At 71.3% G+C, this 26,867-nt stretch carries 23 protein-coding genes and 1 pseudogene; 7 read left to right on the top strand and 17 right to left on the bottom strand.

Annotation, left to right across the window (positions count from 1 at the left end):
- Positions 1-43: 43 nt before the first annotated feature.
- The gene (gene hisS, locus FHU34_RS22785; protein WP_145783837.1) at positions 44-1,372 is read right to left on the bottom strand and encodes a histidine--tRNA ligase; all 1,329 of its coding nucleotides are present in this window, start codon (positions 1,370-1,372) and stop codon (positions 44-46) included.
- Between the two features lie 71 nt (positions 1,373-1,443).
- A complete protein-coding gene (locus FHU34_RS22790) occupies positions 1,444-2,163 on the bottom strand; it encodes an MBL fold metallo-hydrolase (protein ID WP_145783838.1) in 720 nt (239 codons plus the stop codon).
- Positions 2,164-2,434: 271 nt separating this feature from the next.
- Here FHU34_RS22790 and FHU34_RS22795 point away from each other — a divergent pair, with 271 nt between their 5' ends.
- A complete protein-coding gene (locus tag FHU34_RS22795) occupies positions 2,435-3,313 on the top strand; it encodes a peptidylprolyl isomerase (protein ID WP_145783839.1) in 879 nt (292 codons plus the stop codon).
- Between the two features lie 59 nt (positions 3,314-3,372).
- Positions 3,373-4,212: a peptidylprolyl isomerase gene (locus FHU34_RS22800; RefSeq protein WP_145783841.1), complete on the top strand. Its 840-nt coding sequence runs from the start codon at positions 3,373-3,375 to the stop codon at positions 4,210-4,212.
- Between the two features lie 58 nt (positions 4,213-4,270).
- On the opposite strand, the pseudogene FHU34_RS22805 reads toward FHU34_RS22800, so the two are convergent.
- The 8 genes and pseudogenes from FHU34_RS22805 to ruvC all read right to left on the bottom strand — a co-directional run.
- Positions 4,271-6,592: pseudogene (locus FHU34_RS22805) on the bottom strand (RelA/SpoT family protein); the annotation flags it as partial.
- Positions 6,593-6,991: 399 nt separating this feature from the next.
- Positions 6,992-7,558, bottom strand: coding sequence for an adenine phosphoribosyltransferase (locus FHU34_RS22810; protein ID WP_088990354.1), 567 nt, complete (start codon positions 7,556-7,558; stop codon positions 6,992-6,994).
- A 91-nt stretch (positions 7,559-7,649) separates the two neighbouring features.
- Positions 7,650-8,843 carry a protein translocase subunit SecF gene (gene secF / locus FHU34_RS22815; RefSeq protein WP_145783844.1) on the bottom strand — a complete coding sequence of 398 codons (1,194 nt, stop codon included), beginning with the start codon at positions 8,841-8,843 and terminating at the stop codon, positions 7,650-7,652.
- Position 8,844: 1 nt separating this feature from the next.
- Positions 8,845-10,758 (bottom strand): protein translocase subunit SecD, encoded by a 1,914-nt coding sequence (gene secD / locus FHU34_RS22820; RefSeq protein WP_208745060.1) that lies wholly within the window; start codon positions 10,756-10,758, stop codon positions 8,845-8,847.
- Between the two features lie 272 nt (positions 10,759-11,030).
- Complete coding sequence (yajC, locus tag FHU34_RS22825) at positions 11,031-11,369, bottom strand: preprotein translocase subunit YajC (protein WP_280116495.1); 339 nt, start codon at positions 11,367-11,369, stop codon at positions 11,031-11,033.
- Between the two features lie 140 nt (positions 11,370-11,509).
- The gene (gene ruvB, locus FHU34_RS22830) at positions 11,510-12,577 is read right to left on the bottom strand and encodes a Holliday junction branch migration DNA helicase RuvB (protein ID WP_145783846.1); all 1,068 of its coding nucleotides are present in this window, start codon (positions 12,575-12,577) and stop codon (positions 11,510-11,512) included.
- On the bottom strand, positions 12,574-13,176 hold the full coding sequence (gene ruvA, locus FHU34_RS22835; protein ID WP_145783848.1) for a Holliday junction branch migration protein RuvA: 603 nt from the start codon (positions 13,174-13,176) through the stop codon (positions 12,574-12,576). The genes ruvB and ruvA overlap by 4 nt, the downstream gene beginning before the upstream one ends.
- Positions 13,173-13,700, bottom strand: a complete 528-nt coding sequence (ruvC, locus tag FHU34_RS22840) for a crossover junction endodeoxyribonuclease RuvC (protein WP_145783849.1) — start codon at positions 13,698-13,700, stop codon at positions 13,173-13,175. The genes ruvA and ruvC overlap by 4 nt, the downstream gene beginning before the upstream one ends.
- A 484-nt stretch (positions 13,701-14,184) precedes the next feature.
- Between ruvC and FHU34_RS22845 the strand changes: the two genes are divergently transcribed.
- Both FHU34_RS22845 and FHU34_RS22850 read left to right on the top strand, forming a co-directional pair.
- The gene (locus tag FHU34_RS22845) at positions 14,185-14,967 is read left to right on the top strand and encodes a 3-hydroxybutyrate dehydrogenase (RefSeq protein WP_145783851.1); all 783 of its coding nucleotides are present in this window, start codon (positions 14,185-14,187) and stop codon (positions 14,965-14,967) included.
- Positions 14,968-14,981: 14 nt separating this feature from the next.
- A complete protein-coding gene (locus FHU34_RS22850; protein WP_145783852.1) occupies positions 14,982-16,901 on the top strand; it encodes a helix-turn-helix domain-containing protein in 1,920 nt (639 codons plus the stop codon).
- 63 nt (positions 16,902-16,964) lie between these two features.
- Here the strand turns inward: FHU34_RS22850 and FHU34_RS22855 are convergent, their stop codons facing one another.
- The 3 genes from FHU34_RS22855 to FHU34_RS22865 all read right to left on the bottom strand — a co-directional run bounded on the left by FHU34_RS22855 (position 16,965) and on the right by FHU34_RS22865 (position 19,936).
- Entirely contained in the window at positions 16,965-17,573 is a 609-nt protein-coding gene (locus tag FHU34_RS22855) for a TetR/AcrR family transcriptional regulator (protein ID WP_145783854.1), read from the bottom strand.
- Between the two features lie 11 nt (positions 17,574-17,584).
- Positions 17,585-19,153 (bottom strand): MFS transporter, encoded by a 1,569-nt coding sequence (locus FHU34_RS22860; protein ID WP_145783856.1) that lies wholly within the window; start codon positions 19,151-19,153, stop codon positions 17,585-17,587.
- Positions 19,154-19,234: 81 nt separating this feature from the next.
- Entirely contained in the window at positions 19,235-19,936 is a 702-nt protein-coding gene (locus tag FHU34_RS22865; protein ID WP_244311799.1) for a transcriptional regulator, read from the bottom strand.
- Between the two features lie 199 nt (positions 19,937-20,135).
- Between FHU34_RS22865 and FHU34_RS22870 the strand changes: the two genes are divergently transcribed.
- The gene (locus FHU34_RS22870) at positions 20,136-20,993 is read left to right on the top strand and encodes an SPFH domain-containing protein (protein WP_145783858.1); all 858 of its coding nucleotides are present in this window, start codon (positions 20,136-20,138) and stop codon (positions 20,991-20,993) included.
- Positions 20,994-21,016: 23 nt separating this feature from the next.
- The gene (locus tag FHU34_RS22875; RefSeq protein WP_244311800.1) at positions 21,017-21,493 is read left to right on the top strand and encodes a VOC family protein; all 477 of its coding nucleotides are present in this window, start codon (positions 21,017-21,019) and stop codon (positions 21,491-21,493) included.
- 40 nt (positions 21,494-21,533) lie between these two features.
- Here FHU34_RS22875 and FHU34_RS22880 read toward each other — a convergent pair whose 3' ends face one another.
- The 4 genes from FHU34_RS22880 to FHU34_RS22895 form a co-directional block, all read right to left on the bottom strand.
- Complete coding sequence (locus FHU34_RS22880; RefSeq protein WP_145783860.1) at positions 21,534-22,073, bottom strand: GNAT family N-acetyltransferase; 540 nt, start codon at positions 22,071-22,073, stop codon at positions 21,534-21,536.
- A 54-nt stretch (positions 22,074-22,127) separates the two neighbouring features.
- The gene (locus FHU34_RS22885) at positions 22,128-23,240 is read right to left on the bottom strand and encodes an alcohol dehydrogenase catalytic domain-containing protein (protein WP_145783861.1); all 1,113 of its coding nucleotides are present in this window, start codon (positions 23,238-23,240) and stop codon (positions 22,128-22,130) included.
- Positions 23,237-24,691: an aldehyde dehydrogenase family protein gene (locus tag FHU34_RS22890; protein ID WP_145783863.1), complete on the bottom strand. Its 1,455-nt coding sequence runs from the start codon at positions 24,689-24,691 to the stop codon at positions 23,237-23,239. Before FHU34_RS22890 ends, FHU34_RS22885 begins: the two co-directional genes overlap by 4 nt.
- A gap of 80 nt (positions 24,692-24,771) precedes the next feature.
- On the bottom strand, positions 24,772-25,446 hold the full coding sequence (locus FHU34_RS22895) for a TetR/AcrR family transcriptional regulator (RefSeq protein ID WP_145783864.1): 675 nt from the start codon (positions 25,444-25,446) through the stop codon (positions 24,772-24,774).
- Between the two features lie 98 nt (positions 25,447-25,544).
- On the opposite strand from FHU34_RS22895, the gene FHU34_RS22900 reads away from it, so the two are divergent.
- Positions 25,545-26,717, top strand: a complete 1,173-nt coding sequence (locus tag FHU34_RS22900; protein WP_145783865.1) for an acyl-CoA dehydrogenase family protein — start codon at positions 25,545-25,547, stop codon at positions 26,715-26,717.
- The last annotated feature ends 150 nt before the right edge of the window (positions 26,718-26,867 follow it).

Genomic DNA, 26,867 nt, shown 5'->3' on the forward strand with positions numbered 1-26,867 from the left:
CGCTACCGTAGGTCCCCGCGGCCGTTAGCGCCAGTGGAGACACTCACCCGACCGTCGGCTTCAGGTCCGCCACGGGCGGCATCCACTCCTGAGCGACGGCCGTGACCTGCTCACCAGAGCGGATGTCCTTCACCTCGTCCGGCGCTCCCTCGACGCCCGGGAACCAGACGTACGGAATCCCCCGCCGCTCGGCGTAGCGGATCTGCTTACCGAACTTCGCCGCGCTCGGCGACACCTCCGTGGGCACGCCACTGCGGCGCAGGGCCTCGGCGACCCGGTTGCTGTCCGCCCGCCGCTCCTCGTTCGTGACCGCGACGAGCACGGCGGTCGGCACCTCCCGGGAGACCGACAACGCCCCCGCGCCGAAGAGCAACCCGAGCAGCCGGGTCACCCCGATCGAGATCCCCACACCGGGGTACGAGACCGCGCCCGCGCTGGCCAGGTTGTCGTACCGGCCGCCGGAGCAGATCGAGCCGAACCGCTCGTAGCCGCGCAGCTGGGTCTCGTAGACAGTGCCCGTGTAGTAGTCCAGACCGCGGGCGATGCGCAGGTCCGCCACGCAGAGGCCGGGCGAGTGCTCGGCGGCGGTCTCCACCACCCGGACCAACTCGTCGATGCCCTCGTCGAGCAGCGGGTCGCTCACCCCGAGCGCGCGGACGGCGTCCGCGAACGAGGCGTCCGGCGCGGAGATCTCGGCCAGCGCCAGACACGCCTTGGCCTGCGCCTCGCTCGCACCGGCGGTCTGGGCCAGCAGGTCGGCCACCTTCGCCGGGCCGATCTTGTCGAGCTTGTCGACAGCGCGCAGCGCCGCCTCCGGGTCGGTCAGCCCGATGCCCCGGTAGAAGCCCTCGCAGATCTTGCGGTTGTTGACCTGGATGGTCACCGGCGGAATCGGCAACGAGCGCAGGGCGTCCCCGATGACCAGAGGCATCTCGGCCTCGTGGTGCGGGGCCAGGGTGTCCCGGTCGACGATGTCGATGTCGGCCTGGACGAACTCCCGGTAACGGCCCTCCTGCGGCCGCTCACCCCGCCACACCTTCTGGATCTGGTAGCGGCGGAACGGGAAGGCCAACTTGCCGGCGTTCTCCAGCACGTACCGGGCGAACGGCACGGTCAGGTCGAAGTGCAGACCCAACTGGTCGTCGCCACCCGCGCCCTCCGCGTCGGCGTGCAACCGCCGGATCACGTAGACCTCCTTCGAGGTCTCGCCCTTGCGCAGCAGCTGGTCCAGCGGCTCCACCGCGCGGGTCTCCAGCGGCGCGAAGCCGTACAGCTCGAAGGTGGCCCGGATCCGGTCCAGCACGAACTGCTCGACCATCCGCTGACCGGGGGTCCACTCCGGGAAACCGGAGATGGGCGTGGGCTTGCTCATCGGCGTACTCCTTGCGGTTCCGCGCCCGCGGCGCGGTGGTGTCGTGGGTCCGCGCGCGGCGCGGAGAAGGTCTAGAGGCCCCGGGTGGGCGCCGCCGGTCGGCCGCCGCCGATCTGCGCCACCTCGACGAGGTACGGGTTGCTGACGCGCTCGCGACCGATGGTGGTGGCGGGCCCGTGGCCGGGCAGCACGACAGTGTCGTCGGCCAACGGAAGGATCTTGTCGCGCAGGCTGGTGAGCATGGCCGGCATGCTTCCGCCCGGCAGGTCGGTGCGACCGATCGACCCGGCGAAGAGGACGTCGCCGGAGAGGCACAGCTCGTCGGCCTCCCAGCCCGACCCGGCGCCCGGCAACCGGAACAGCACCGACCCGCCGGTATGGCCCGGCGCGTGGTCGACGGCGATCTCCAGACCGGCGAGGGTGAGTGTGGCGCCGTCGGTCAGCTCCGCCACGTCCTCCGGTTCGGTGTAGGTCAACCGGCCCCCGAAGAGCGACGTCAGGTCGCTGGAGAGCCCCTTGGACGGGTCGGCCAGCATCTCCCGGTCACCGGGGTGCACGTAGGCGGTGATGCCGCGCGCGCCGCAGACCGGCGCGACCGAGAAGGTGTGGTCGAGGTGGCCGTGGGTGAGCAGCACGGCGGCCGGATGCAGGCGGTGCTCGGCGAGCAGCGCGTCGAGCTGGCCGAGCACCCCGATGCCGGGGTCGACCACCACGCACTGCTCCCCCGGCGCGGTGGCGACCACGTAGCAGTTGGTGCCGAAGGCGTCCGCGGGAAAGCCGGCCACGAGCACGGGCGCTGTCCTCTCCGTCGAGCAGTCGTCGTCCTGCCCAGCAGCCTAACGGGCGTGCCCACCGACTTTGCCGCGTCCGCCTCAGGCACCCCGTAGGGCACAGTGACAACTCCCGATAAGCGCTGCTCGGGATGGGGTGGAACCTCGTACACCACATTCCCAGTCGCTAGCCGTACACTCTGGCGGGCGTGTGGCGCGACACACGTGACGCCCGGACGGGCCGGGACGCCCGGCCGCCGGCGACGACCAGGTGAAGGAAAGGGGAGCACGGGTGGCTTCCAGCAGGGACCGGCAGCGCAAACTGGCGCGGGCCAAGCTCGACCGGCAGATGGCTCGCCGGGCCGCCACCGTGCGGCGCCGTCGGCAGATCCAGGCCGGAGTCGGAGCCGCTCTGATCCTCGTGTTGGTGGTGGCCGGCTCGGCCTGGGCGCTCGGGGCGTTCGACTCCGACCCGAAGCAGAACACGGACGCGGCGGAGACCTGCATCTGGACGCCGCAGGACGCGACCGCCAACACCAACCTCAAGGACGTCGGCACGCCGGCGACCAAGGACCTGCCCACCGACGGCACCCGGACGATGACGGTGACCACCAACCAGGGCGCGCCGATCACCGCCGAGCTGAACCTGACCAACTCCCCGTGCGCGGCGGCGAGCATCGCCCACCTGGCGAGCCGGTCGTTCTACGACAACACGAAGTGCCACGAGATCACCGCGGACGGCGCGCTGCGCTGCGGCGACCCCAGCGGCACCGGCCTCGGTGGGCCTACCTACTCGTTCTACGACGAGGAACTGCCGACCGTGCCGTCGGCGTCCCCGTCTGCCAGCCCGGCCCCCGGCCAACCGCCGACGTACCCCAAGGGCACCGTGGCGATGATCTCCAACCCGCCGGGCAGCAACGGCAGCCAGTTCCTGCTCTTCTTCAAGGACTTCACCACCACCGACCCGAAGTTCCCGGTGATCGGCCGGGTGACCGGCGGGCTCGACGTGGTGGAGAAGATCGGCGCCCTCCCGACCGTGGACAATGGGACCGGAGCCAAGGTCAAGCCCACCACCGACGTGACGATCCAGAGCCTCACGGTCGGTGAGCCGGTCACCGGTGCGGCGCCGTCGGCCACCGGCGCTCCGGTCAGCAGCCCGAGCGCCGGCTGACCGGCCGCCACCACCCACCCAGTCGGCACTCAGCAGCAGACAGCCAGGAGGATCCAGGCGTGACGTCCACCAGAGAGCGGCAGCGCGCGGCGGCACGCGCCCGGCTCGAGAAGGAGATGGCCGAGCGCTCGGCCAAGGCCCGCAAGCGCCGGCAGACGCAGGCGATCGTCAGCGCGGGTGTCGCGCTGGTGCTCGTGGTCGCCGGCACCGTCTGGTTGGCGGTGAGCCTGGGCGGCGACGACGACAAGCCCGACACCACCGCGGCGGCGCCCGGGGCGTCCGAGTGCGCGTTCAACGCGCTGCCCACCGATCAGCGGCCCCCGCAGATCAAGGACGTCGGGCTGCCGAGCAACGAGCAGTCCGGCACCGGCGTGCAGACCATGACGATCGACACCAACCTCGGCCCGATCACCGCCAAGGTCGACCGTTCGCTGGTGCCGTGCACCGCCGGCAGCTTCACCTACCTCGCGGAGAAGAACTTCTTCGACAACACCAAGTGCCACCGCCTGGTGACCGAGGGCATCAAGGTGTTGCAGTGCGGTGACCCCAGCGCCACCGGCAACGGTTGGCGGGACACCGACGGCCAAGGCGGCCCGAGCTACCGCATGCAGGAGGAGAACCTCCCCACCGACAAGCGCCCGCCGTACCCGGAGGGTGTCATCGCGATGGCCAACTCCGGCCAGCCGGGCAGCACCGGCAGCCAGTTCTTCATCGTCTACGGCGACTCGCCGCTGGACCCGGCGTACACGGTGCTCGGCACCATCACCGGTGGTCTGGACATCGTCAAGGACGTGGCCAAGGCCGGTGACGACGGGGCGTTCGCCCAGCAGGCCGGTGGTGGCCACCCGAAGAAGGAGGTCGTCATCAAGGACCTCGCCATGAGCAACCCGCAGGGCTGACACCCGAGCAACGACGAAGCGCCCGCCGGCTGAGCCGGCGGGCGCTTCCGTTTACACGTCAGGCGCCGGAGGTCACCCGGTACGCGTCGAAGACGCCGTCGACCTTGCGGACCGTGGCCAGCAGGTGGCCCAGGTGCTTCGGGTCGGCCATCTCGAAGCTGAACCGGCTCACCGCCACCCGGTCGCGGGTCGTGGTGACGGTGGCGGAGAGGATGTTGACCCGCTCGTCGGAGAGCACCCGGGTGACGTCGGCCAGCAGCTTGTGCCGGTCCAGTGCCTCGACCTGGATGGCGACCAGGAACGTCGAGGCGGAGGTGAGCTTCCAACTCACCTCGACCACCCGCTCGCTCTGCGCCCGCAGGTCCTCGGCGTTGGCGCAGTCGTCGCGGTGCACGCTCACCCCGCCGGAGCGGGTGACGAAGCCGAACACCGAGTCCGGTGGGACCGGTGTGCAGCAGCGGGCCAGCTTGATCCAGACGTCGCTGACGCCCCGGACCACGACACCGGGGTCGCTGCTGCTCTGCCGGCTGCGCGGTGGCCGGGTGGCGACGGCGGTCTCGGCGATGTCCTCCGCCGCGCCCTCCTCGCCGCCGTACGCGGCCATCAGCTTCTGCACCACCGACTGCGCGGAGACCTGGCTGTCGCCGACGGCCGCGTAGAGCGACGCCACGTCGGCCAGGTGCAGGTCCCGTGCGATCGACATGAGCGCGTCGGAGGTGAGCATCCGCTGCAGGGGCATGCCCTGCTTGCGCATCGCCTTGACGATCGCGTCCTTGCCGGCCTCGATCGCCTCCTCGCGCCGCTCCTTGTTGAAGTACTGGCGGATCTTCGTGCGCGCGCGAGGGCTCTTGACGAAGCCCAGCCAGTCCTGAGTCGGGCCGGCGGTCTCGGACTTCGACGTGAAGATCTCGATCACGTCGCCGTTGGACAGCGTCGATTCCAGCGGCACCAGCTTGCCGTTGACCCTCGCGCCGATGCACTTGTGCCCCACCTCGGTGTGCACCGCGTACGCGAAGTCCACGGGCGTCGAGCCGGTCGGCAGCGGGATGACGTCACCCTTGGGGGTGAAGACGTACACCTCCTGGCTGGACAGGTCGAAGCGCAGCGCGTCCAGGAACTCGCTCGGGTCGGCCGCCTCACGCTGCCAGTCGAGCAACTGCCGCAACCAGGTCATCTCGTCGATGTGCGCCGGTGGGCCGACGATCTGAGTGCCCTTGTGCTCCTTGTACTTCCAGTGCGCGGCGATGCCGAACTCCGCGGTGCGGTGCATCGCGTACGTGCGGATCTGCATCTCCACCGGCTTGCCGGTGGGCCCGATGACAGTCGTGTGCAACGACTGGTACATGTTGAACTTGGGCATGGCGATGTAGTCCTTGAACCGCCCCGGCACCGGCTGCCAGTTGGCGTGGATCACACCAAGCGCCGCGTAGCAGTCCCGAACCGTGTCGACCAGGATCCGAACGCCCACCAGGTCGTAGATGTCGTTGAAGTCCCGACCCCGCACGATCATCTTCTGGTAGATCGAGTAGAGGTGCTTCGGCCGCCCGGTCGTCTCCGCCTTGATCTTGGCGGCCTTCAGGTCGGTCTGCACCTTCTGCGTCACCTGCCGCAGCAGCGCCTCACGCTGCGGCTGGTGCTCCCCGATCAGCCGGTTGATCTCCTCGTAGCGCTTCGGGAACAACGTGCCGAAGGACAGATCCTCCAGCTCCCACTTGATCGTGTTCATACCGAGCCGGTGCGCCAGCGGCGCCAGGATCTCCAGCGTCTCCTTGGCCTTCTGCTCCTGCTTGGGGCGGGGCAGGAAGGTCAGGGTGCGCATGTTGTGCAACCGGTCGGCCAGCTTGATCACCAGCACCCGCGGGTCCTTGGCCATCGCCACGACCATCTTGCGGATCGTCTCGGCCTTCGCCGCGTCACCCAGCTTGACCTTGTCGAGCTTCGTGACGCCGTCGACCAGCAGAGCGACCTCGCCGCCGAAGTCGGCGCGCATCTGGTCGAGCGTGTATTCGGTGTCCTCGATGGTGTCGTGCAACAGCGCGGCCACCAACGTGGTGGTGTCCATCCCCAGGTTGCCGAGGATCGTCGCCACGGCGAGCGGGTGGGTGATGTACGGGTCACCGGACTTGCGGTACTGCCCGGAGTGCCACCGCGCCGCCGTGTCGAAGGCGCGCTGGAGCAGCCGGGCGTCGGCCTTGGGGTGATTGTCCCGGTGGCTCGCGATGAGCGGCTCCAGCACCTCGCTGACCTGCGAGGTCTGCCAGGGCGCGTTGAACCGGGCCAACCGGGCCCGGACCCGCCGGCCGGTGGGCGCGTTGGACAGCCCGAAGCCCCCGCTGGGCGACGGGTCGATGCCCGCGTCCGTCGGGAACGGCACCACCACCCCGTCGGCGCCGGGCGACGCCTCGGCACTCGGCGGGGCGCTGATCGGGGAAGCCGTGCTCTCGCTCGCAGCCCTGGTGGAGCCGTTGCCGGTGCCCGTCACCCGGGCCGGCACGTCGCCTGTCCGGTCGGTCACCGAGCCGTCAGCGTCGCCTGTCGGGTGCACCGTGCCCTCCGCCGGAGGGACGACATCGTGGGACACCGGCCTCCTCACCGCTCGCCGGAAACACACCGACCGAACATCGGTCGGCCTGGTCTCGCCTCGCCGGACGTGTGCCGCCGGCTTCGGCAAAGGGCAATGCTACCCGCACGGACGGCCCCCTGCCGCTCCGCCGGACGGTCGGCACCGCCTTCACCTCGACGGATCCGGCACCAAACGGTCGCCGGCGCGTCGACCGGCTCAAACGGTCAGCAGGGCGTGAACGGGACGCTGCGCCAACCGCTCCCGCCCACCGAGAAACCCGAGCTCCAGCAGCACTGTGAAGCCGGTGACGGTCCCGCCGGCCCGCTCGACCAGATCCAGCGTCGCCTCGGCGGTGCCGCCGGTGGCCAGCACGTCGTCCACCACCAGCACCCGGTGCCCGGCCGTGAAGGCATCCTCGTGCACCTCCAGGGTGGCCTCGCCGTACTCCAGGGCGTAGGAGGCCGAGTGCGCCGGGCGGGGCAGCTTGCCCGCCTTTCGCACCGGCACCACTCCCACCCCGGCGGCGTACGCGACGGCCGCGGCGACGACGAAGCCGCGCGCCTCGATGCCGACCACCACGTCGAAGGCGTCCCGCCCGTGGTACGCGACGATCCCGTCGACCACCTCGCGGAAGACCTTCCCGTCGGCGAACAGCGGCATCAGGTCCTTGAACAGGACGCCGGGCTTCGGGAAGTCGGGCACGTCCAGCACCCGGCTGGCGACCAGTCGGGCGGTCTCCGGACCGCTGTCCCCGCGCGCCTCGGTGCTGTGGGTCTCCGTCACGGCTGTCTCGTTTCCCTTCGACGACGAACGGCGTCCGGCAACAGCATGCCGGACGCCGTTCGGGTGTTCCCGTTCGGGTGTTTCGGTCAGGTCAGCGCCGCTTGGCGCCACCCGGCCGGTTGCCGCCGCCACCCGGGCGACCGCCCCGGGCGCCGGTCGGCCGCTTGCCCGCCGGCCGTGCGCCCACCTTCGGGGCGGCGCCGGCCAGCGCCGCGGCGTCCGGGTCGAGCGGCTCGTCGGTCACGTCGGCCTGGGCCGGGCTCGCCGCACCCTTGCCGGTGACCTCGCCCCGGGCAATCGCGCCCCGGCGGGTCAGGACGCGCTTGTTGTGCGCCTGGATCCGCGGGTCGTAGTTCTTCAGCAGCGCCAGCAGCGGCGTAGCCACCAGGATGGAGGTCAGGAACGCCACCGCCATACCGACGAACAGCACCAGACCGAGGTCCTTCAGCGTGCCGGCGCCGAGCAGGCCGGCACCGATGAAGAGCAGACCGCCGACCGGCAGCAGCGCGACCACCGAGGTGTTCAACGACCGCATCAGGCTCTGGTTGACGGCCAGGTTGGCCGCCTCGCCGTACGTCTGGTTGTTGTTCGCGGTGATGCCCCGGGTGTTCTCCTGGACCTTGTCGAAGACCACCACCACGTCGTAGAGCGCGAAGCCCAGGATGGTGAGGAAGCCGATGATCGTCGACGGGGTGACCTCGAAGCCGACCAGCGAGTAGATGCCGGCGGTGAGGACCAGGTTCATGATCAGCGAGGAGACCGCGGCGACGGCCATCCGCCACTCGAAGCGCAGGATCAGGTAGACCATCACCAGCGCGATGAAGATGACCAGACCGAGCACGGCGCGCTCGGTGACCTGGCTGCCCCACGCCTCGCTGACCTGGTTGCCGCTGATCTGGTCCTCGCTGATGCCGAGGTCCTGGGCGATCTGCGCCTTGACCGCGTTGGCCTGCTCGGCGCTGAGCTGCCCGGTACGCAGCTCGTAGGAGTCGCCACCGGGGCCGCCGACCTTCTGCGCGGTGACCACGTGGGCACCGGTGTTCTCCGCGGCGAGAGCCGCGTCCACCTCCCGCTCGGCGTCGTCCAGGGTGCCGACGCTCGCCGGCACCTGGAACGAGTTACCGCCGGCGAACTCGATGCCCAGGCTGAAACCGCGGATCGAGAAGCTGAGGATCGCGATCAGGACCAGAACCCCGGCGACGCCGAACCAGAGCTTGCGCCGGCCGACGATGTTGAGACCGGCCTCACCGTTGTAGAGACGGCTCGCCAGACCGTTTTGAGCCATCTCAGGCCTCCTTGGCGCGCGGGTTGCGGGGCTGCTGAGTCGGCTGGTTGCGAGCCGGGAGTGCCCGGCCCAGACCGCTGACCCGCGGGGACAGGAACGCCCGGGTCCGGGCGAACATCGTCATGATCGGGTGGCGGAAGAGGAAGACCACGACCAGGTCCAGCACGGTGGCCAGACCGAGCGCGAAGGCGAAGCCCTTGACCGTGCCGACCGACACCACGTAGAGCACCACAGCGGAGAGCAGGGTGATCGCGTTGGCCGAGATGATCGTCCGGCGGGCCCGGATCCAGGCGCGGGGCACCGCGCTACGCGGGCTGCGCCCCTCCCGGATCTCGTCCTTCAATCGTTCGAAGTAGATGACGAACGAGTCCGCCGCTACACCTAGTGAGACGATCATGCCGGCGATGCCGGCGAGGGTGAGCGTGAAGCCGATCTGCCGGCCGAGCACCACCAGCGCGCCGAAGACCAGCAGCGCGGAGAGGATGAGGCTCAGGAAGATCACCGAGCCGAGCAGCCGGTAGTAGAAGAACGAGTAGATGATGACCAGCAGCATGCCGATGCCGGCAGCGAGCAGACCGGCACGCAGGTGGCTTGCGCCGAGCGTGGCGGTGACGTTCTGCGCCTCCTGCTGCTTGAAGGTCACCGGGAGCGCGCCGTAGCGGAGCTGGCCGGCGAGCGCGCTGGCGTCCTTCTGGTTGAAGTTGCCGGTGATCTGGGAGTTGCCGGTCAGCACACCCTGGATCTCCGGAGAGGAGACGATCTCGTTGTCCAGCACGACGGCCACCCGGCACTTGCCGTCCTGGCCCAGCGCGGTCGCGTCGCAGGCCTGGCCCTCGTTGTTGAACGACTCGCGGGTCAGCGCGGTCCACTTGCTCTGACCGTCGCCGGTGAAGTCCAGGCTGACGACCCAGGAGTTGGTCTGGTCGAGCACCGCGTCGGCGTCGTCCACGTCGGTGCCGAGCACCTTGGCCTGGTCGAGCAGGTACTTCGAGGCGCCGCCCTCGCAGGCGACGACCTGCTGCTTCGGGTCGGAGATCGACGCCGGCGGGCGCTTGTCGAGCTGCGTCGGGCAGCCGATCGTCGGCACGTTGAACTGCATCTGCGCCGGCAGCACCGCCACCTCCTGCGGCGACAGCGTGCCGAACGGCTTGAGCTTGTCACCGAGGGACGGGTCGGCGGTCAGGTCGGCCGGGGCCTGCAGCCCGTTGGCGGCCTGCCAGGCGGCGGCGCCGACCTTCTGCTCGACGGCCTTGCGCTGCTCCTCGATGCTGGCCGACACCGGCTCTGCGCTGGCGCTCGGCGTCGGCGTGGCGGCGCTCGGCGAGGCGGACGCGGAGGGCGTCGGCGTGGCGCTGGGCGACGCGGGGGCCATTCCGCCCTGACCGCCGCTGGGCGACGACGTCGCCTTCGGCGCACCGCTGCCCGACGGGGTCGGGGTCGCGCCGCCGGACGGGGTCGGAGCGGCACTGCCCGACGGGGTCGGCGTGGCGGCCGGCGGCGCGGCGATCGTCCCGCTGCCGTCCGCCGCCTTCAGCACCTTGCGGAAGCGCAGCTCGGCCGCGCTGCCCACCTCGTCGAGGTTCCGGTTCTCACCGGGCAGGGAGATGACGATGTTCCGGTTGCCCTCGGTGACCACCTCGGCCTCGGCAACGCCGAGCCCGTTGACCCGGTTCTCGATGATCTGCCGGGCCTCCTCGAGGTTCTCCGCCGTCGGCGGCTTGCCGTCGATGGAGTTGGTCGCCTCCAGCGTCATCCGGGTGCCGCCGATCAGGTCCAGGCCGAGCTTTGGCTCGAGCCGGTCCTTGAAGCTGCCGTTGGCGCCGGCGAAGAACACCAAAAGATAGAGGACCACGAAGATGAACCCGAGCACGGCGAGCTGCCGCCCGGGGCGCATCTGTCCCTGAGGTGGTGCCACGGCTGTCCTGTCTCCCTGTACGGTCGCGCCGCTCTGCGCAGCGACGGCGGTGTCGGGCCGGTGATCCCGCCCGACGGGTCTGCCTTGAGCCGACGAGATGCCGGCACGAGGACCGGGCGGCGTGCATCGCCGACGGTCACGGGAACGTGCCGACGCCCGGCGTCGACCCAACTATCCAGTTTTCACGTCTCGTCCGCTGCCCCGTCGGGGGCGGTGACCCGGAAGGCGGGTGGGCCGGCCGTACGCCGGACCACCACCCCGGGAGAAGACGGTCAGTCCTTGGCGGTGTCCGCGTCCTCGGTGACCGGCTCGCTCGGCAACTCCGCGCGGGTGACGACCCGGGCGATGGCCGGACGGGCGTAGCGGGTCTGCACGCCAGGTGCGACCTCGATCAGGACGGTGTCGTCCTCGATGCCGGTGACCGTGCCGTAGAGCCCACCGATGGTCACGACCTCGTCGCCGGGGCCGAGGTTGGACTGCATCGCCTCCGCCTCTTTGCGGCGCTTCTGCTGGGGCCGGATCATCATGAAATACATGACACCGAAGAGCAGGGCGATCATCAGGATCGGCGTGAAACCGCCGGCCCCGCCACCCGCTGCTGCGTAATGCACGGTTACTGACCTTCCCTTGGCCGCCTTCCCGGCACCCGGGGGTGCCGGAGCGGAGGCGGATTCTCACGTCCTGTACAGACCGCGGCGAAGTCTAAACCCTGCACCTGAGAACACCGAATGCGGCACAGATCACGTTCACATCACGCCTGATCGGTATCCAAGGAGAACAGATCGGGCACCGGCGGACTATCTGCACCAAATGTACCATTCGGCGGAGTTCGCCCCAGATGCCGCCAAGCTGCCTCCGTAGCCACCCGCCCCCGTGGCGTACGGGCCAACAGACCAGCCCGGACCAGGAACGGCTCGCAGACCTCCTCCACCGTGTCCGGCTGCTCCCCCACCGCCACCGCCAGTGTGGACAGGCCCACCGGACCTCCCCGGAACGAGTCGACCAACGCGGTCAACACCGCGCGGTCCAGCCGGTCCAGACCGAGCGCGTCCACGTCGTACACCGTCAACGCGGCACGGGCGGTCTCAAGATTGACCACCCCGTCGGCCCGCACCTCCGCGTAGTCCCGGACGCGGCGCAACAACCGGTTGGCGATCCGGGGCGTGCCCCGGGACCGTCCGGCGACCTCGGCGGCGCCCTCGGCGGTGATCGGCACGCCGAGGATCCGCGCCGAACGGTGCAGCAACGTCTCCAGATCAGCCGGGGCGTAGAAGTCGAGGTGCGCGACGAAACCGAACCGGTCCCGCATCGGCCCGGTCAACAGGCCCGAACGGGTCGTCGCACCGACCAGGGTGAACGGTTCGACGTCCAACGGGATCGCCGTCGCCCCCGGACCCTTGCCGACCACCACGTCGACCCGGAAGTCCTCCATCGCGCTGTAGAGCAACTCCTCCGCCGGCCGCGCGATGCGGTGGATCTCGTCGATGAAGAGCACGTCGCCCTCGGCGAGACTCGTCAGGATGGCCGCCAGATCACCGGACCGCTCGATGGCAGGGCCGCTGGTCACCCGGATGCCCGCACCCAACTCGGCGGCGACGATGTTGGCCAGACTCGTCTTGCCCAGCCCCGGAGGGCCGGAGAGCAGGATGTGGTCCGGCGGCGAACCCCGGCGCATCGCGCCCTGCAACAACAGGTCGAGCTGGTCGCGTACCCGGTCCTGGGCAATGAACTCGGCCAACCGCTTCGGCCGGACCGTCGCCTCCGCGTCCCGGTCGGCGTCGCTGACGTACGCCGAGACGAGCCCGTCGGTCTCGCTCACCGGGTACGACCGAGCAGGCGGATGGCCTGCTTGAGCAGGACCGGTACCGGCGGCGTCGGACCGTCGATCGTCTCCGCCACGGCGGCCACCGCCTGATCGGCCTGACCGGCCGTCCAGCCCAGCCCGACGAGTGCCTGCCGGACCTGGTCCGGCCAGGCGCCGCCGGTCACGCCGGCCGCACCGTCGGCGCCGATCGGCACCGGACCGATCCGGTCGCGCAGCTCCAGCACCAGACGCTCGGCACCCTTCTTACCGATGCCGGGCACCCGGGTCAGCGCCGCCGTGTCGGCGTTGGCGATCGCCTTGCGTACCGCGTCCGGGGTGTGCACCGCCAGCACCGCCTGGGCCAGGCGCGGGCCCACCCCACTCGCGGTCTGGAGCAGCTCGAACAGCGACTTGGCGTCGTCGTCGGCGAAGCCGTAGAGGGTCAGCGAGTCTTCCCGCACGATGAGGCTGGTGGCGAGCCGGGCGACCTGGCCGACCCGCAGGTCCGCGAGCGTCCCCGGGGCGCAGTGCACGGCCAGACCGACACCGCCGACCTCGATCACAGCCTGGTCCGGACCCGTCGCGGTCACCGTGCCGCGCACGCTGGCGATCATCGTGCTCCTCCTCGTCGTGCCCGATCGGCCGCCGCCGCCAACTTCGAGCGGGTTCCGCCACGCCAGATATGGCAGATCGCCAACGCCAGCGCGTCGGCGGCGTCGGCCGGCTTCGGTGGCTCGGCCAGCCGCAGCAACCGGGTCACCATCGCGGTCATCTGCGCCTTGTCGGCCTGACCGGAACCGGTCACGGCCGCCTTCACCTCACTCGGGGTGTACGTCTGCACGGGCAACCCGGCGCGCGCCCCGGCCAACACGGCGATGCCGCTGGCCTGCGCGGTCCCCATCACCGTCCGCACGTTGTGCTGGCTGAACACCCGCTCGACGGCGACGCTCTCCGGCTGGTGCTCCGCGACCAGCTTGGTCAACGACTGGTCCAGGTGCAGCAGGCGCAGCGGCAAATCATCGGCCGGGTCGGTGTAGACCACGTAGTACGCGACCAGAGTGCAGGGCCTCCCGGGGACACCCTCGACCACGCCCACACCACACCGGGTCAACCCCGGGTCGACACCGAGCACGCGCACGCCGCCTCCTCCCCCAGCCGTCAGCAGTACGTGTGTTCGACACCCTAACCGTCGCCCTTCCCGCCAGCCCCACGGGACACGCCCTCCGCACCCCGCACCCCGCACCCCGCGCCCAAGATCCGCGCAATGTCCCGGATGGTGCTGCCTCCGGGTCGCGGGAGGCAGCACCATCACCGTTGTTGCGCGGATCTTGAGGACGGAGGCCTTCGCTGGCCGGCCGGGAGTGGGGTCGGAACGCCCGCAGCCGTCAAGGTCACGCTCGATCCAGGATGTAGTGGCCACGGAACGCCGGGATGCCACTACATCCTGGATGTTGCGCGATCTCACGGCGCACGCGGCGATCTTGCGGCGCGGCGCGGCGGGCGGGCGGCGAGGGCAGGTGGGCAGCGGGTGGCGAGGGCACAGCGAGCCACACAGCTTCGGCCTGGAGTATGTGTCGCCGACCCATGTGCCGGGGAGGGCACAGCTCGTAACTTCTTGCGCCATGACGGCAGAACCCGTGGCGGTCCCCCACGTCGTACAGGTTGACCTCGCTGGCCGGACCGCCCTGGTGACCGGGGGTGGCAGTGGCATCGGGCGGGCGTGCGCCCTGCGGCTGGGTGCGGCCGGCGCGAAGGTGCTCGTGGTGGACCGCAACCTGGAGGCGGCAAAGGCGGTGGCCGCCGAGGCTGGCGGCCGGGCCGAGGGTGTGGACCTGTCCGACGCGGCGGCGGTGGACCGCCTCGACGTGGACGTGGACATCATCGTGAACAACGCCGGGCTTCAGCACGTCGCGCCGCTTCAGGACTTTCCGGTCGAGCGCTTCGAGTACATCCAGCGGGTCATGGTGGAGGCGCCGTTCCTGCTGATCCGCCGGGCTCTGCCCCACATGTACGCCCGGGGTTGGGGTCGTGTCGTCAACATCTCCTCGGTGCACGGGTTGCGTGCCTCGCCGTACAAGGCTGCGTACGTCTCGGCCAAGCACGCTCTGGAAGGGCTGTCGAAGGTGGTCGCCCTGGAGGGCGCCGCGCACGGGGTGACGGCCAACTGCATCAACCCGGCGTACGTGCGCACGGCGCTGGTGGAGAGCCAGATCGCCGACCAGGCGGTCAGCCACGGCATCGACGAGACCGAGGTGATCGAGAAGATCATGCTGGCCCGGGCCGCGATCAAGCGACTGATCGAGCCGGAGGAGGTGGCCGAGCTGCTGGCGTACCTCTGCTCGCCGCCCGCGGCGTTCATCACCGGCGCGTCGATCGCCCTCGACGGGGGCTGGACGGCCAACTAGTGGGCCCGAGCACAATGTCGACCATGTCATCGCCGGTGGAGTTCCTGGAACTGCTCGCGCGGGAGGCCGCGGCGGTCGAGTTCGAGGGGCCGTTGGTGGCCGCGCGCGCCGCCGGGTTGCCGCCCGATCGGCTGGCCGAGCTGGAGCAGGCCAGGTCGGTGGCGTTGCGGGTACGCGCGTTGTTGGAGCGCCGCCGCCGCCGCGAGACGGAGCTGTCCGGCCTGTACGACACGGTCAGCGACCTGGCCGGGCTACGTGACCTGGACGACGTGCTGCGGGCGATCGTGCACCGGGCCCGCAATCTGCTCGGCGCCGACGTGGCCTATATGACGTTGAACGACGACGAGCGCGGCGACACCTACATGCGGGTGACCGACGGGTCGGTCTCGGCCCGGTTCCAGCGGCTCCGGTTGCCGATGGGTGCCGGCCTCGGTGGCCTGGTGGCCCAGTCCGGGGCTCCGTACGTCACCGCGAACTACGGCGAGGACGCGCGCTTCCACCACACCGGCGAGATCGACGCCGGGGTCGGGGAGGAGGGCCTCGTCGCGATCCTCGGGGTGCCGCTGCGGCTCGGCTCCACCTCGATCGGTGTGCTCTACGCGGCGAACCGTTCGGCCCGGCCGTTCGTCCGGGAGGAGGTGGCGCTGCTGGTCTCCCTCGCCGCGCACGCCGCGGTGGCGATCGACACCGCCCGGCTGCTGACCGAGACCCGCTCGGCGTTGGCCGAGTTGTCGGCGGCGAACACCACCATCCGGGCGCACAGCAGCTCGGTGGAGCGGGCGGCGGCGGCACACGACCGGATGACGGCGCTGGTGCTGCGCGGCGGCGGTGTGGAGGACGTGGCGGCCGCGGTGACCGAGGTGCTGGGCGGCGCGCTGCTGGCGCTGGACGCCGAGGGCCGACTGCTGGCCCGGGTGGGCGAGATCGACGAGCCGGACCGGGCGGACATCGTCGAGGCGGTGGCGGCGTCGCGCACCGAGGGGCGCAGCGTGCGCCGCAGCCCGCTCTGGTACGCGGCGGTGGTGGCGGGAGCGGAGAACCTGGGTGCCCTGGTGCTGCGTCCGGACGACGAGCTGGTCGACGCCGATCAGCGGATCCTGGAGCGCGCCGCGCTGGTGACCGCGCTGTTGCTGTTGTTCCGTCGGACGGTCGCGGAGGCGGAGGGTCGGGTCCGTGGCGAGCTGCTGGACGACCTGATCGCCCGCCCGCTGCGGGACACCGACGCGTTGCGCAGCCGGGCCCGTCGGCTCGGGGTCGACCTGGACGCGCCGCACGTGCTGGTGGCGGTGGGCGACGACGCGATCGCCGCGACCGGCTCGGCTCGGCAGCGGGTGCTGTCCTGGGCCACCACGTACGCCTCGGCGCGCGGCGGACTGGCGGCGGCGCGCGACGGCCGGGTGGTGCTGATGCTGCCCGGGCAGGACGCGGGTGGCAGCGCTCGCGCGGTGGCCCGGGACCTGTCCCGGGTGACCGGCCGTCCGGTGACCGCCGGGGCGAGTGGCCCGTCGAACGGCCCGGGGGCGCTGGCCGCCACGTTCCAGGAGGCGGACCGGTGCCTGACCGCGCTGGGTGCCCTGGGCCGCGCCGGTCAGGGTGCGAGCACTGCGGAACTGGGGTTCGTCGGGTTGCTGCTGGGGACGGTGGGTGACCGGGGCGAGAAGGACGTGACCCAGTTCCTCAGCGCCACCGTGGGGCCGGTGGTCGACTACGACGCCCGGCGCGGAACGGCTCTGGTGAAGACGTTGGAGGCGTACTTCGGGGTGGGTGGCAGCCTGGCCCGGGCCGCCGAGCAACTGCACGTGCACGTCAACACGGTGACCCAGCGGCTGGAGCGGGTGGGGCAGTTGCTCGGCGCCGACTGGCAACGGCCCGACCGGGCGTTGGAGGTGCAGCTCGCGCTGCGCCTGCACCGGCTGCGCGCCCCGGCCGGCTGACCGCGCCACCGGACCAGACTCCGGGCCCGGCGTGGAGAGCCACGCCGTGCCCGGTACGCCGGGTCAGCGGGCGCGGATGCCCTCCAGTACGGCGTCGACGACCCGCTCGGGCAGGGTCTGCTCGTCCAGGTCCGGATTCCACTGCAGCACCCGCTGGATCAGCATGGGCCCGGTGAGCAGTGCCATCGTCACCTCCACGTCGATGTCGGCGCGGAGCACACCCTCGTCGATGCCGCGTCGCAGCACTTCGCGCATCAGCTGCCGCCGGGGCGAGATGATGTTCTGGTAGAGCTGGAACTGGTCCGCGCTGCGGTTCACGGCGGGTGCCAGGCAGGGCATGATCTTCGCCGCTCGCGGGTCGACGTTCTTGCCGATCGCGCCGACCAGCAGCACCAGGTCGTCACGGACGGAGTGACCGGCCGGCTGCGCCATGACGCCCTTGAGTCGCCGCAGCGCGTCGAGCAGCAGGGCGTCCTTGCCGGCCCAGCGGCGGTAGATGGTGGCCTTGCCGACCCCGGCACGGGCGGCGATGGCCTCGATCGAGAGCGCCTCGATGGTGCTGCCCTCGGCGAGCAGGTCGAGGGTGGCTTCGATGATCGCCTCGTCGGCGCGGATGCTCCGCGGTCGCCCGGGCGACCGCGGAGCATCGGCAGTGGACGTCATGTCCGACATTCTCCCCGAACCTATGCCGTGCCGGCCAACTCGGGCTCGGCGACCGGGGCCGCCGGCGCGAGGCTGGTGTCCTCCCGACCGGGCATCCAGCGCAGCACCACGATGATTCCGAGCGCGGCGATGATCCCGGAGAGCCCGGCCGCCCAGTGCATGGCGGTGACGAAGGCGTCGTTGGCGGCCGAGATCAGCGCCGGCGCCGCCGGGCCGAGCTGGCCCGCCGCCGCGTACGCCCCGGAGATCGACTCGTTGGCCGCGTCGCGGGCACCCGTGGGCAGCCCGGTCAGCGCGTCACCGATGTCGCTGCGGTAGACCGCGGAGAGCACCGAGCCGAGGACCGCGACACCGAGCGCGCCGGCCACCTGACGGATGGTGTTGCTGACCGCGGAGCCGACACCGGCCTTCTCGCGCGGCAGCGCCGACATGATCGACTCGGTGGCCGGCGGCATGATGTTGGCCATCCCGGCGCCCTGGATGAGGAAGACGAGCAGCACGATCCAGATCGGGGTGGAGGCGCCGATGAAGACGAACGCGGCGAGCGAGATCACGGTCAGCGCCAGCCCCACGGTGGCGACGGCCTTGCCGCCGTAGCGACGGACCATCGCGGCGCTGCGGGGCGCGAAGATCAGCTGGGCGCCGGCGAAGGGCAGGAAGAGCAGACCGGTCTGCAGCGGGCTGTAGCCCCGCACCAGCTGCAGGTAGAACGAGCCGAAGAACATGGAGCCCATCGCGGCGAAGAACACCAGGCCGACGATGGCGACCGGGGCGGCGAAACGGGGCACCTTGAACAGTCGGACGTCCAGCGACGGGTGGTCGCTGCGCCGCTCGTGCTGGACGAACCAGGCCAGCACGGCGATGCCGACGAGGATCGAGCCCCAGGCCATCGGACGGTCGAAGCCGTGCTCACCGCCGTCGATGATGCCGTAGGACAGGGCGACCAGACCGACCACGGAGAGCAGGACGCCGAGCACGTCGACGCGGCCCGGGCGTGGGTCACGCGACTCGGGGACCAGCAGGGCCACCAGGACCACGCCGGCGACGACCACCGGCACGTTGATCAGGAAGACCGAGCCCCACCAGAAGTGCTCCAGCAGCGCGCCGCCGAGGATCGGGCCGATGGCCACGGCGAGACCGACAGCGCCGGCCCAGACACCGATGGCCCGGCCACGCTCACGCGGGTCGAAGACGTTGGAGATGATCGACAGGGTCACCGGCATGATGGCCGCGCCGCCGACGCCCATGAGGGCGCGGGCCGCGATGAGCTGGCCAGGGCTCTGGGCGTACGCGGAGAGCAGCGACGCCAGGCCGAACAGCGCCAGACCGACCATCAGGAAGCGCTTGCGGCCGGCGCGGTCGCCGAGAACTCCGAAGGTGAACAGCAGCCCGGCGAAGACCAGCGTGTAGGAGTTGATGGCCCACTCCAGCTGACCCTGGCTGGCGCCGAGGCCGTGCACCGGGTCGGCCAGGGTGCGCAGGGCCACGTTGAGGATCGTGTTGTCGAGGACGACCACGAGGAGGCTGATCACCAGCACCCCCAGGATCGCCCACCTCCTCGGGTGGCCCGTGTTGTTGTGCAGCTCCATGCCTGGTTTCCCCCCACGCTTCACCCGCGGCGCAATACGATACGGGTCAGACTCGTAACGTGGGTCAGCCTACGACCCCCATTAACGATACGGCACCGATCCGTATCGTATGTGGTGGGCATCACGCCCCGCAGGCACGTCCAGACAGGCGGCGACCGCAGCCGGCAGCGAGCCGAGGTGCGCCGCCGGCCGGGTGAGCGGCTCGATCCAGCCCGGCCCGGCGCCGTACACCCGCAGGCAGGGGAAGTCCCGGGCGAAGCGCACCAGCCGGTACGCGCGGCCGGTGACCGGCGTCTGCGACCAGAGCACGACGGTGTGCGGGCGCGCGCGGTGGACCGCGCTGGTCAGCGCCGGCCAGGGCAACGTCGAGCCGAGATTCAGACAGCCGCGACCCTGCTCGCGCAGCGCGGCCGCCAGCGCCTGCAGCCCGAGGCTGTGGGCTTCCCTCTCGACGCCGGCCAGCAGCACCCCACCGGCGGGCAGTGGGCGGCCCGGTTCGCGCCGGTACACGTCGAACGCGACCCGGACACCCTCGGTGAGAGCGTGCTCGACGACGAGCTCCGCAGCCGTCCGCCCCGGCAGCCGAGCCAGCAACGGGCGGCAGACCTGCTCCCAGAGCGCCGGCACGCCCCACGCCTCCGCCAATTCCAGCACCAGCGTGGCGACACCGTGACCGTCCAGGTCCTCGGCCGCCAACAGGACCTGCTTGTGCGCGATCTCCACAGCCTCGGCCGGCATCGGATCGGTCAGCACCAGACGTACCCCCGGGTAGATGGTTTCCACCCGGGATTCGCTGAAACAACGCGCGGTGGATGCGCCGTCGCGGATTTAACCAGCGGCGGACCGCGCGGGGTCGAAGACCGTCGATGGCGTCGGCATCCGGCGGGCGGTGGACGTGCGGGAACTCCACTCCCGCACGCCGCCGGCTTGACCGGGTCTCCTAGGTTGATGATCCACACAGCCCAGCGGAAGGTCCCACCCCATGCCCGTCGGCTTCACCATGGCGATCGTCTTCGCCGTCGCCCTGGCGGTCAGCGCCGTCCTGGCCCTGGTCGCCCCCGCGCGGCCGTTGAAGCGGACGGCCGCCCTCGCGGCGCTCGTCTTCCTCGCCCTCACCCTGCTCGTCGGCGTCACCGCGAGCGCCCACTCGGTGCCCATCCGCTCGGTCGGCATCGTCACCAGCTTCGGCAAGCCCACCGGCGAGGTGACCGGCTCGGGGCTGAAGTGGGTGGCGCCGTGGCAGAAGGTCGGCGAGTGGGACGCCGGCCGGCAGAAGTACGACCACATCGGCGGGAACAACTGCGTACGCGTCCGCACCGGCACGCTCGCCGACGCGTGCGTCGAGGTGCTCGTCGAGTGGCAGGTCAAGCCGGAGAACGCGCCGAAACAGTTCATGGACTACAAGGGAGACTTCGGCAGCTTCCGAGGCCAGCGGGTGGGTGTGCAACTCGACAGCGCGGTCAACGACGCGTTCGCCGCGTACAACCCGCTCGAGAAGATCGACGCGCAGACCGGTGACCTCAACGTCGACCTGAAGCCGTTCGCGACGAACATCAAGACCAGCGCGGAGACCCGGCTCGCCACCGACGTGGACATCCTCTCGGTGACCATCACCCGGGTGAACCACGACGACAAGACCGAGGGCAACATCAAGGCGTTCCAGGACAAGCTGGCCCAGACCCGCAACCTGGAGCAGGACCGCAAGAACGCCGAGATTTCCAAGCAGATCACCGAGACCAATGCGAAGGTCGACAAGGTGACCCGCTGTCTGGAGATCGCGGAGAAGAACGGCGCCAACCCGGGCCTCTGCATCAACCCGGGCATCGTCACCGGCAAGTGACGGCCGCCCGAGAGGAGAGCATCATGACCGACGCCACCGTGCGAGGCCCGCAGCCTCGGCGAGGGACGATCCAGCGGATGGACAACGTCGCCATCGTCGTCGACGACCTCGCCGCCGCCGTGGCGTTCTTCGTCGAACTCGGACTTGAGCGGGAAGGCGAGGCGACAGTCGAGGGCAGCGCGGTGGATCGCCTCGTCGGCCTTGCGGGAGTCCGCTCGGACATCGCGATGATGCGCACCCCGGACGGCCACGGACGGGTCGAGCTGACCAGATACCAGACGCCGCCCAGCCGAGAGGGTGACCCGCGCGCGCCGACGAACACGCTGGGCGCCCATCGCATCATGTTCGCCGTCGACGACATGGACGACATCCTCGACCGCCTGCGCCCGCACGGGGCCGAACTCATCGGCGAGCTGGTGCAGTACGAGAACAGCTACCGGCTGTGTTACCTGCGCGGCCCCGCCGGCATCGCCATCGCACTGGCCGAGCAGACCGGCTAACGCCCCACGGGATCGCGACTGGACACCGCAGCCGGGCCGGCTACGGCGTCCAGTCGCGCCGGAGCAGCCCGTAGATCACCATGTCCGCGAAGCCGTCGCCGTCGTACTCGCGCTCCCGCTGGGTGCCTTCGTGCGTGAAGCCGCACGCCTCCGCGGTCCGCCGCATGGCCGTGTTGCTGGCCAGTGTCTCCAACTCCAGACGGCGCAGGTTGCGGTTGCGGAAGCCGTACCGGCAGAGCAGCCGGATCACCTCGGTCCCGTACCCCTGGCCACGTGCCTCGGGTAGCAGTGAGATGCCGAGGTGGGCGTACTGGTTGAACGCGCTGATACCCCACAGCACGCTGCCACCGAGGAACGTGCCGTCGGCCACGGTCTCCGCCACCAGCGACACATTGGCCTGGCCGTCGGGCGGGTCGGTGACCTTCTTCTCCAGCCGGGCCCGGATCTGGCCGACGTGCGGCGGCAGGAACGGCTCGCCGTCGGTGACCAGGTGCAACTCGGGATCCCCGTACAGACGGAACATGTTCGGCGCGTCGTCGGGAGTGGGCGGGCGCAGTCGGACCCGCTCGGTGGCGAACATGCCGCGACGCTAACAGCCGCCACGCAGACCCACGACCCGGTTTCGGCCGGACGCTCAGTCCAGTGTGACCACCCAGCGAGCGCCCTCGCCCCGCGCCAGCCGATCGAACGCCATGGGTGCCTCGTCCAGCGGGATCGTGCCGCTGACCAGCACACGCAGATCCAGCGCGCCGTCGGCGAGGGCGGCGGCCAGCACCGGCACCTCCCGGTCCGGGTCGGACGAGCCGTAGACCGAGGAGCGCAGGGTACGGGCAGAGTGGAAGATGTCCAGCGCGCCGAGGCTGACCATGTCGTCCTTGGCGCCCATGCCGACCACCGTCACCGCTCCCCCGCGCCGGGTGAGCCGCCAGGCGGCGCGGATGGTGGCGGCCCGGCCGACGCACTCGAACGCGTGGTCGACGCCCCGGCCTTCGGTACGGGCCCGGATCTCCTTGGAGAGCCGGTCGTCGGAGAGCAGGAAGTCGGTCGCGCCTGCGGCGAGCGCGAGGTCGCGCTTGGCCTCGGCGACGTCGACGGCGAGGATCGTGGTGGCACCGGCCCGGCGGGCGGCGGCCAGGACGGCGAGGCCGACCCCACCGAGCCCGACCACTGCCACACTCTCACCAGGTGCCACCCGGGCCGTGTTGCCGACCGCGCCGACGCCCGTGAGCACCGCACAGCCGAGCAGGGCGGCCTGCGCGGGCGGCAACCCGGCCGGGATCGGGATGACGGCGCGTTCGGGCACCACCACCGCCTCGGCGAGCGCGCCGAGGCCGAGGGTCAGGTGCAGCGGTACGCCGTCGTCGGTCTCGCCGCGGGGCACGGTCGGGGCCGTGGTGGCGGCGCAGAGCCACGGCTCGCCACGTCGGCACCACCAGCAGGCCCGGCAGGCCGGCGCCCAGTTGAGGACCACCGGGGTGCCGACGGCCAGCTCCACGCCCGGCCCGGTCGCGGCCACCACTCCGGTCGCCTCATGTCCGAGCACCAGCGGGAACCTCGCGGCGAGGGTGCCGTTGGCCATCGACAGGTCGGAGTGGCAGACCCCGGCGGCGGTGATCTTCACCCGGACCTCGCCGGGGCCGGGAGCGGGCAGGCGTACCTGCTCGATCCGCAGCTCGGCGCCGGAGCCCCGCGCGACCAGCGCGCGAACGGTGACCGACGCGGCCGGGGACGTCTCCGGGCCGCTCATCGCTGGATCGCCTTCAGCTCGCAGAACTCGGCGAGCCCGTGCACGCCCAACTCCCGGCCGAGCCCGGACTGCTTGTAGCCACCGAACGGGGCGAGCGGGTTGAACGGCGCGCCGTTGATGTCCACCGCCCCGGTGCGCAGCCGACGGGCCACCGCGAGCGCCGCGTCGGTGTCGGCGGACCAGACCGCGCCGGCCAGCCCGTACCTGGAGTTGTTGGCGATGGCTACCGCCTCGTCGGTGTCGGTGAACGGGATGACGGCGAGCACCGGGCCGAAGACCTCCTCCTGGGCGAGCGCGCTGTCGGGGTGCACGTCGGCGAAGACGGTCGGCGCGACGAAGTGCCCCTGCGGCGGCACCGGGGCGTCCGGGCCACCGACGACCAGCCGTGCGCCGTCGGCCAGAGCCCGATCGATGTGGCCACGCACCCGGTCCGCCTGGGCGGCGGAGACCAGCGGGCCGAGGCGGGTGGCCGGGTCGAACGGGTCACCGAGCCGGTAGCCGGCGACCGCCGTGGCGATCAGGTCGAGCGCCTCGTCGTACCGGTCGCGGTGCACCAGCATCCGGGTCCACGCGGTGCAGGTCTGGCCGGAGTTGAGCAGGGCGTTGCCGACGCCCACCTTGACCGCGGTGCCCAGGTCGGCGTCGGGAAGGATCACGTTGGCGGACTTGCCGCCCAACTCCAGCGCGACCCGGGCGATCCGGTCGGCGGCGAGGCGCATGATCCGGGCGCCGGTGGCGGTGGATCCGGTGAACGACACCAGGTCGACGTCGGGATGCCCGGCCAGCGCCTCACCGACCACCGGCCCGGTGCCGGTGACCAGGTTGAGCACCCCCGGCGGCAGCCCGGCCTCGGTGACCGCGTCGAAGAGCAGGTACGCGGTCAGCGGGGTCACCTCACTGGGCTTCAGCACCACAGTGCAGCCGGCGGCGAGCGCGGGGGCCAGTTTCGCCATCACCTGGTGCAGGGGGTAGTTCCACGGGGTGATCGCGCCGACCACGCCGATCGGCTCGCGGACGACGAGGGAGTTGCCGATGCTCTCCTCGACCGGCGCGCGGGCGGCGAGCGCGACGTGGTCGCGCAGGACGGTCAGCGGCAGCCCGACCTGCACCCGGGTGGCGAGCTTGAGCGGTGCGCCCAACTCCACGGCGATGGTGCGGGCGAGGTCGTCGGCGCGCGAGGCGAGCGCGGCGTGCAGCCGGTCCAGGTGCGCGGAGCGCTCGGCGGGGGCGGTCGCCGACCAACCGGGGAACGCGGCGCGGGCCGCGGCCACGGCCGCGTCCACGTCGGCCGGGGTGCCGGCCGGCACCTGACCGACCAGCTCGCCGGTGCTCGGGTTCTCCACGTCGATCAGCTCGACGTCGGCGGGGGACGTCCATTCGCCGCCGAGGTGCAGGTGGCGCCGGAGGCGCAGGGCGTCGGGCAGCGGTGACGGCGGGGCGGCGAGGTCCATGTCGTCCCTTCGGGGGTGGGCGACCGGCGATGGCGACGGGGTCGCGATGGGCGATGAAACTAGCGCTGGGAGTTTGGACGCTACCCGTTGGGCCCTGTGGACTCCACCGCGCCGGCGGTACGGACGGGATCCACGGTGCGGGCGTACTCGGCGGCCAGCCCGTGCAGCAGGGCGTCCAGGCCGAGGGCGAAGGCGCCCTCGTCCACGCTCTGCTGGTGCTCGGCGAGCCGGTGCGCGTCGCGCAGGTGCGGGTAGTGCGCCGCGTACAGCTCCGGGTCCTCCACGAAACCCCGGGCGAACGAGCCGAGGGCCGACCCGGCCACGAAGTACCGCAGCGCGGCGCCGATGTGGGTGGCCCGGGCGGGAGGCCAGCCGGCACGGACCAGGCCGCCGTAGACCGCGTCGGCCATGGCCAGTGCGGCCGGTCGCCGACCGGGCCCCTGCGCCAGGTACGGCACGATGTTCGGGTGGGCGGTGAGCGCCCGCCGGTACGACCAGGCCCAGTCGCGCAGCGCGGCGACCCAGTCCCGGCCGGTGAAGCCTCCGGTGTCGACGGCGCCGGTGACAGTGTCGGCGACCGCGTCGAGGATCTCGTCCTTCGTGGCGAAGTGGTTGTAGAGCGAGGGCCCGCGGACGCCCAGCTCGGCGGCGAGCCGGCGGGTGGAGAACGCGGGCAGGCCCTCGGCGTCGATGAGCGCGGTGGCGGTCTCGACGATCAGCTGCCGGGTGAGCCGGGGCTGGCGGGGTCGGGGCACTGCGCTCCTTGAGGTCTCGGCCGTCGGGTCTGGACGCGGCAAAACTTGCACCGCTAGTTTAATGGGTGACCGGCTGCGCCGACGCCAGGAGGACCACCGTGGACTTTTCGCTCACCGACGAGGAGCGGGCGGTACGGGACACCGTCCGATCGTTCATCCGCCGCGAGGTGATGCCTCTGGAGGCGGAGGTGCTCCGCCGGGAGCGGGCACACCAGCCGGGCCTGGACCACTCCGAGGTGCGTGAGCTGCAACTCAAGGCGCGCAAGTTCGGCTTCTGGGGCCTGGCCACCCCGGAAGAGTACGGCGGAATGGACCTGCCGGCGGTGCTCCAGTCGTTGATCTGGACGGAGCTGGGCCACACGTTCGTGCCGTTCCGCTTCGGCGGCGAGGCGGACAACATCCTGTTCCACGCCACCGAGGAGCAGAAGCAGGAGTTCCTCATCCCGACCATCGAGGGCGAGCGGCGTTCCTGTTTCGCGATCACCGAGCCCGGTGCCGGCTCGGACGCCGCCAACATCCGGCTGTCCGCCCGCCGGGACGGCGACGACTGGATCCTCGACGGCGAGAAGACCTTCATCACCGGCGGCCACGACGCCGACTTCGCCATCGTGGTCGCGGTGACCGACCGGGAGAAGGGCGCCCGCAACGGCGGGGCGACCGCGTTCCTGGTGGACCGGTCGATGGGGTGGCGCTCGGAGTTCATCCAGACCATGGGCGAGGGCGGGCCGGCGTCGCTCATCTTCGACGGCGTACGCGTGCCGCACCGCAACATTCTCGGCGAGATCGGGCAGGGCTTCACGCTGGGCATGGAGTGGATCGGCAAGGGCCGCTACACCATCCCGTCGCACGCCATCGGCATCGCCGAGCGGGTGCTGCAGATGGCGATCGACTACGCCAACACCCGGGAGACCTTCGGCACGAAGATCGGCGCCAACCAGGCCATCCAGTGGATGATCGCCGACTCGGAGACCGAGCTGGAGGCGGCCCGCTGGCTGGTGCTGCGTTCCGCGTGGACGGTCGACCAGGGCCTCGACCCCCGGCACGCCTCGTCGATGGGCAAGCTCTACGGCGCCGGCATGGTCAACCGGGTGGTCGACCGGGTGCTCCAGATCCACGGCGGCATGGGCTACACGCGTGAGCTGCCCATCGAGCGCTGGTACCGGCAGGTCCGGCTCTACCGGATCTTCGAGGGCACCGACGAGATGCAGCGGCTGATCATCTCCCGGGACCTGCTGCGCGGCTACACGAAGATCGGCGGTCACCTGGCCTAGGGCCCCACCGCCACGCCCACGCCCACGCCCACGCCCACGCCCACGCCCACGCCCACGCCAAGATCCGCGCAACTTCCCGGATGTTGCTGTCTCCGACACGCGGGAGACACCTAGATCCCTGATGTTGCGCGGATCTTGGCGGGTTTCGAC

Origin of the sequence: Micromonospora taraxaci (assembly GCF_007830095.1) — a bacterium.
GTDB classification, from domain to species: domain Bacteria; phylum Actinomycetota; class Actinomycetes; order Mycobacteriales; family Micromonosporaceae; genus Micromonospora; species Micromonospora taraxaci.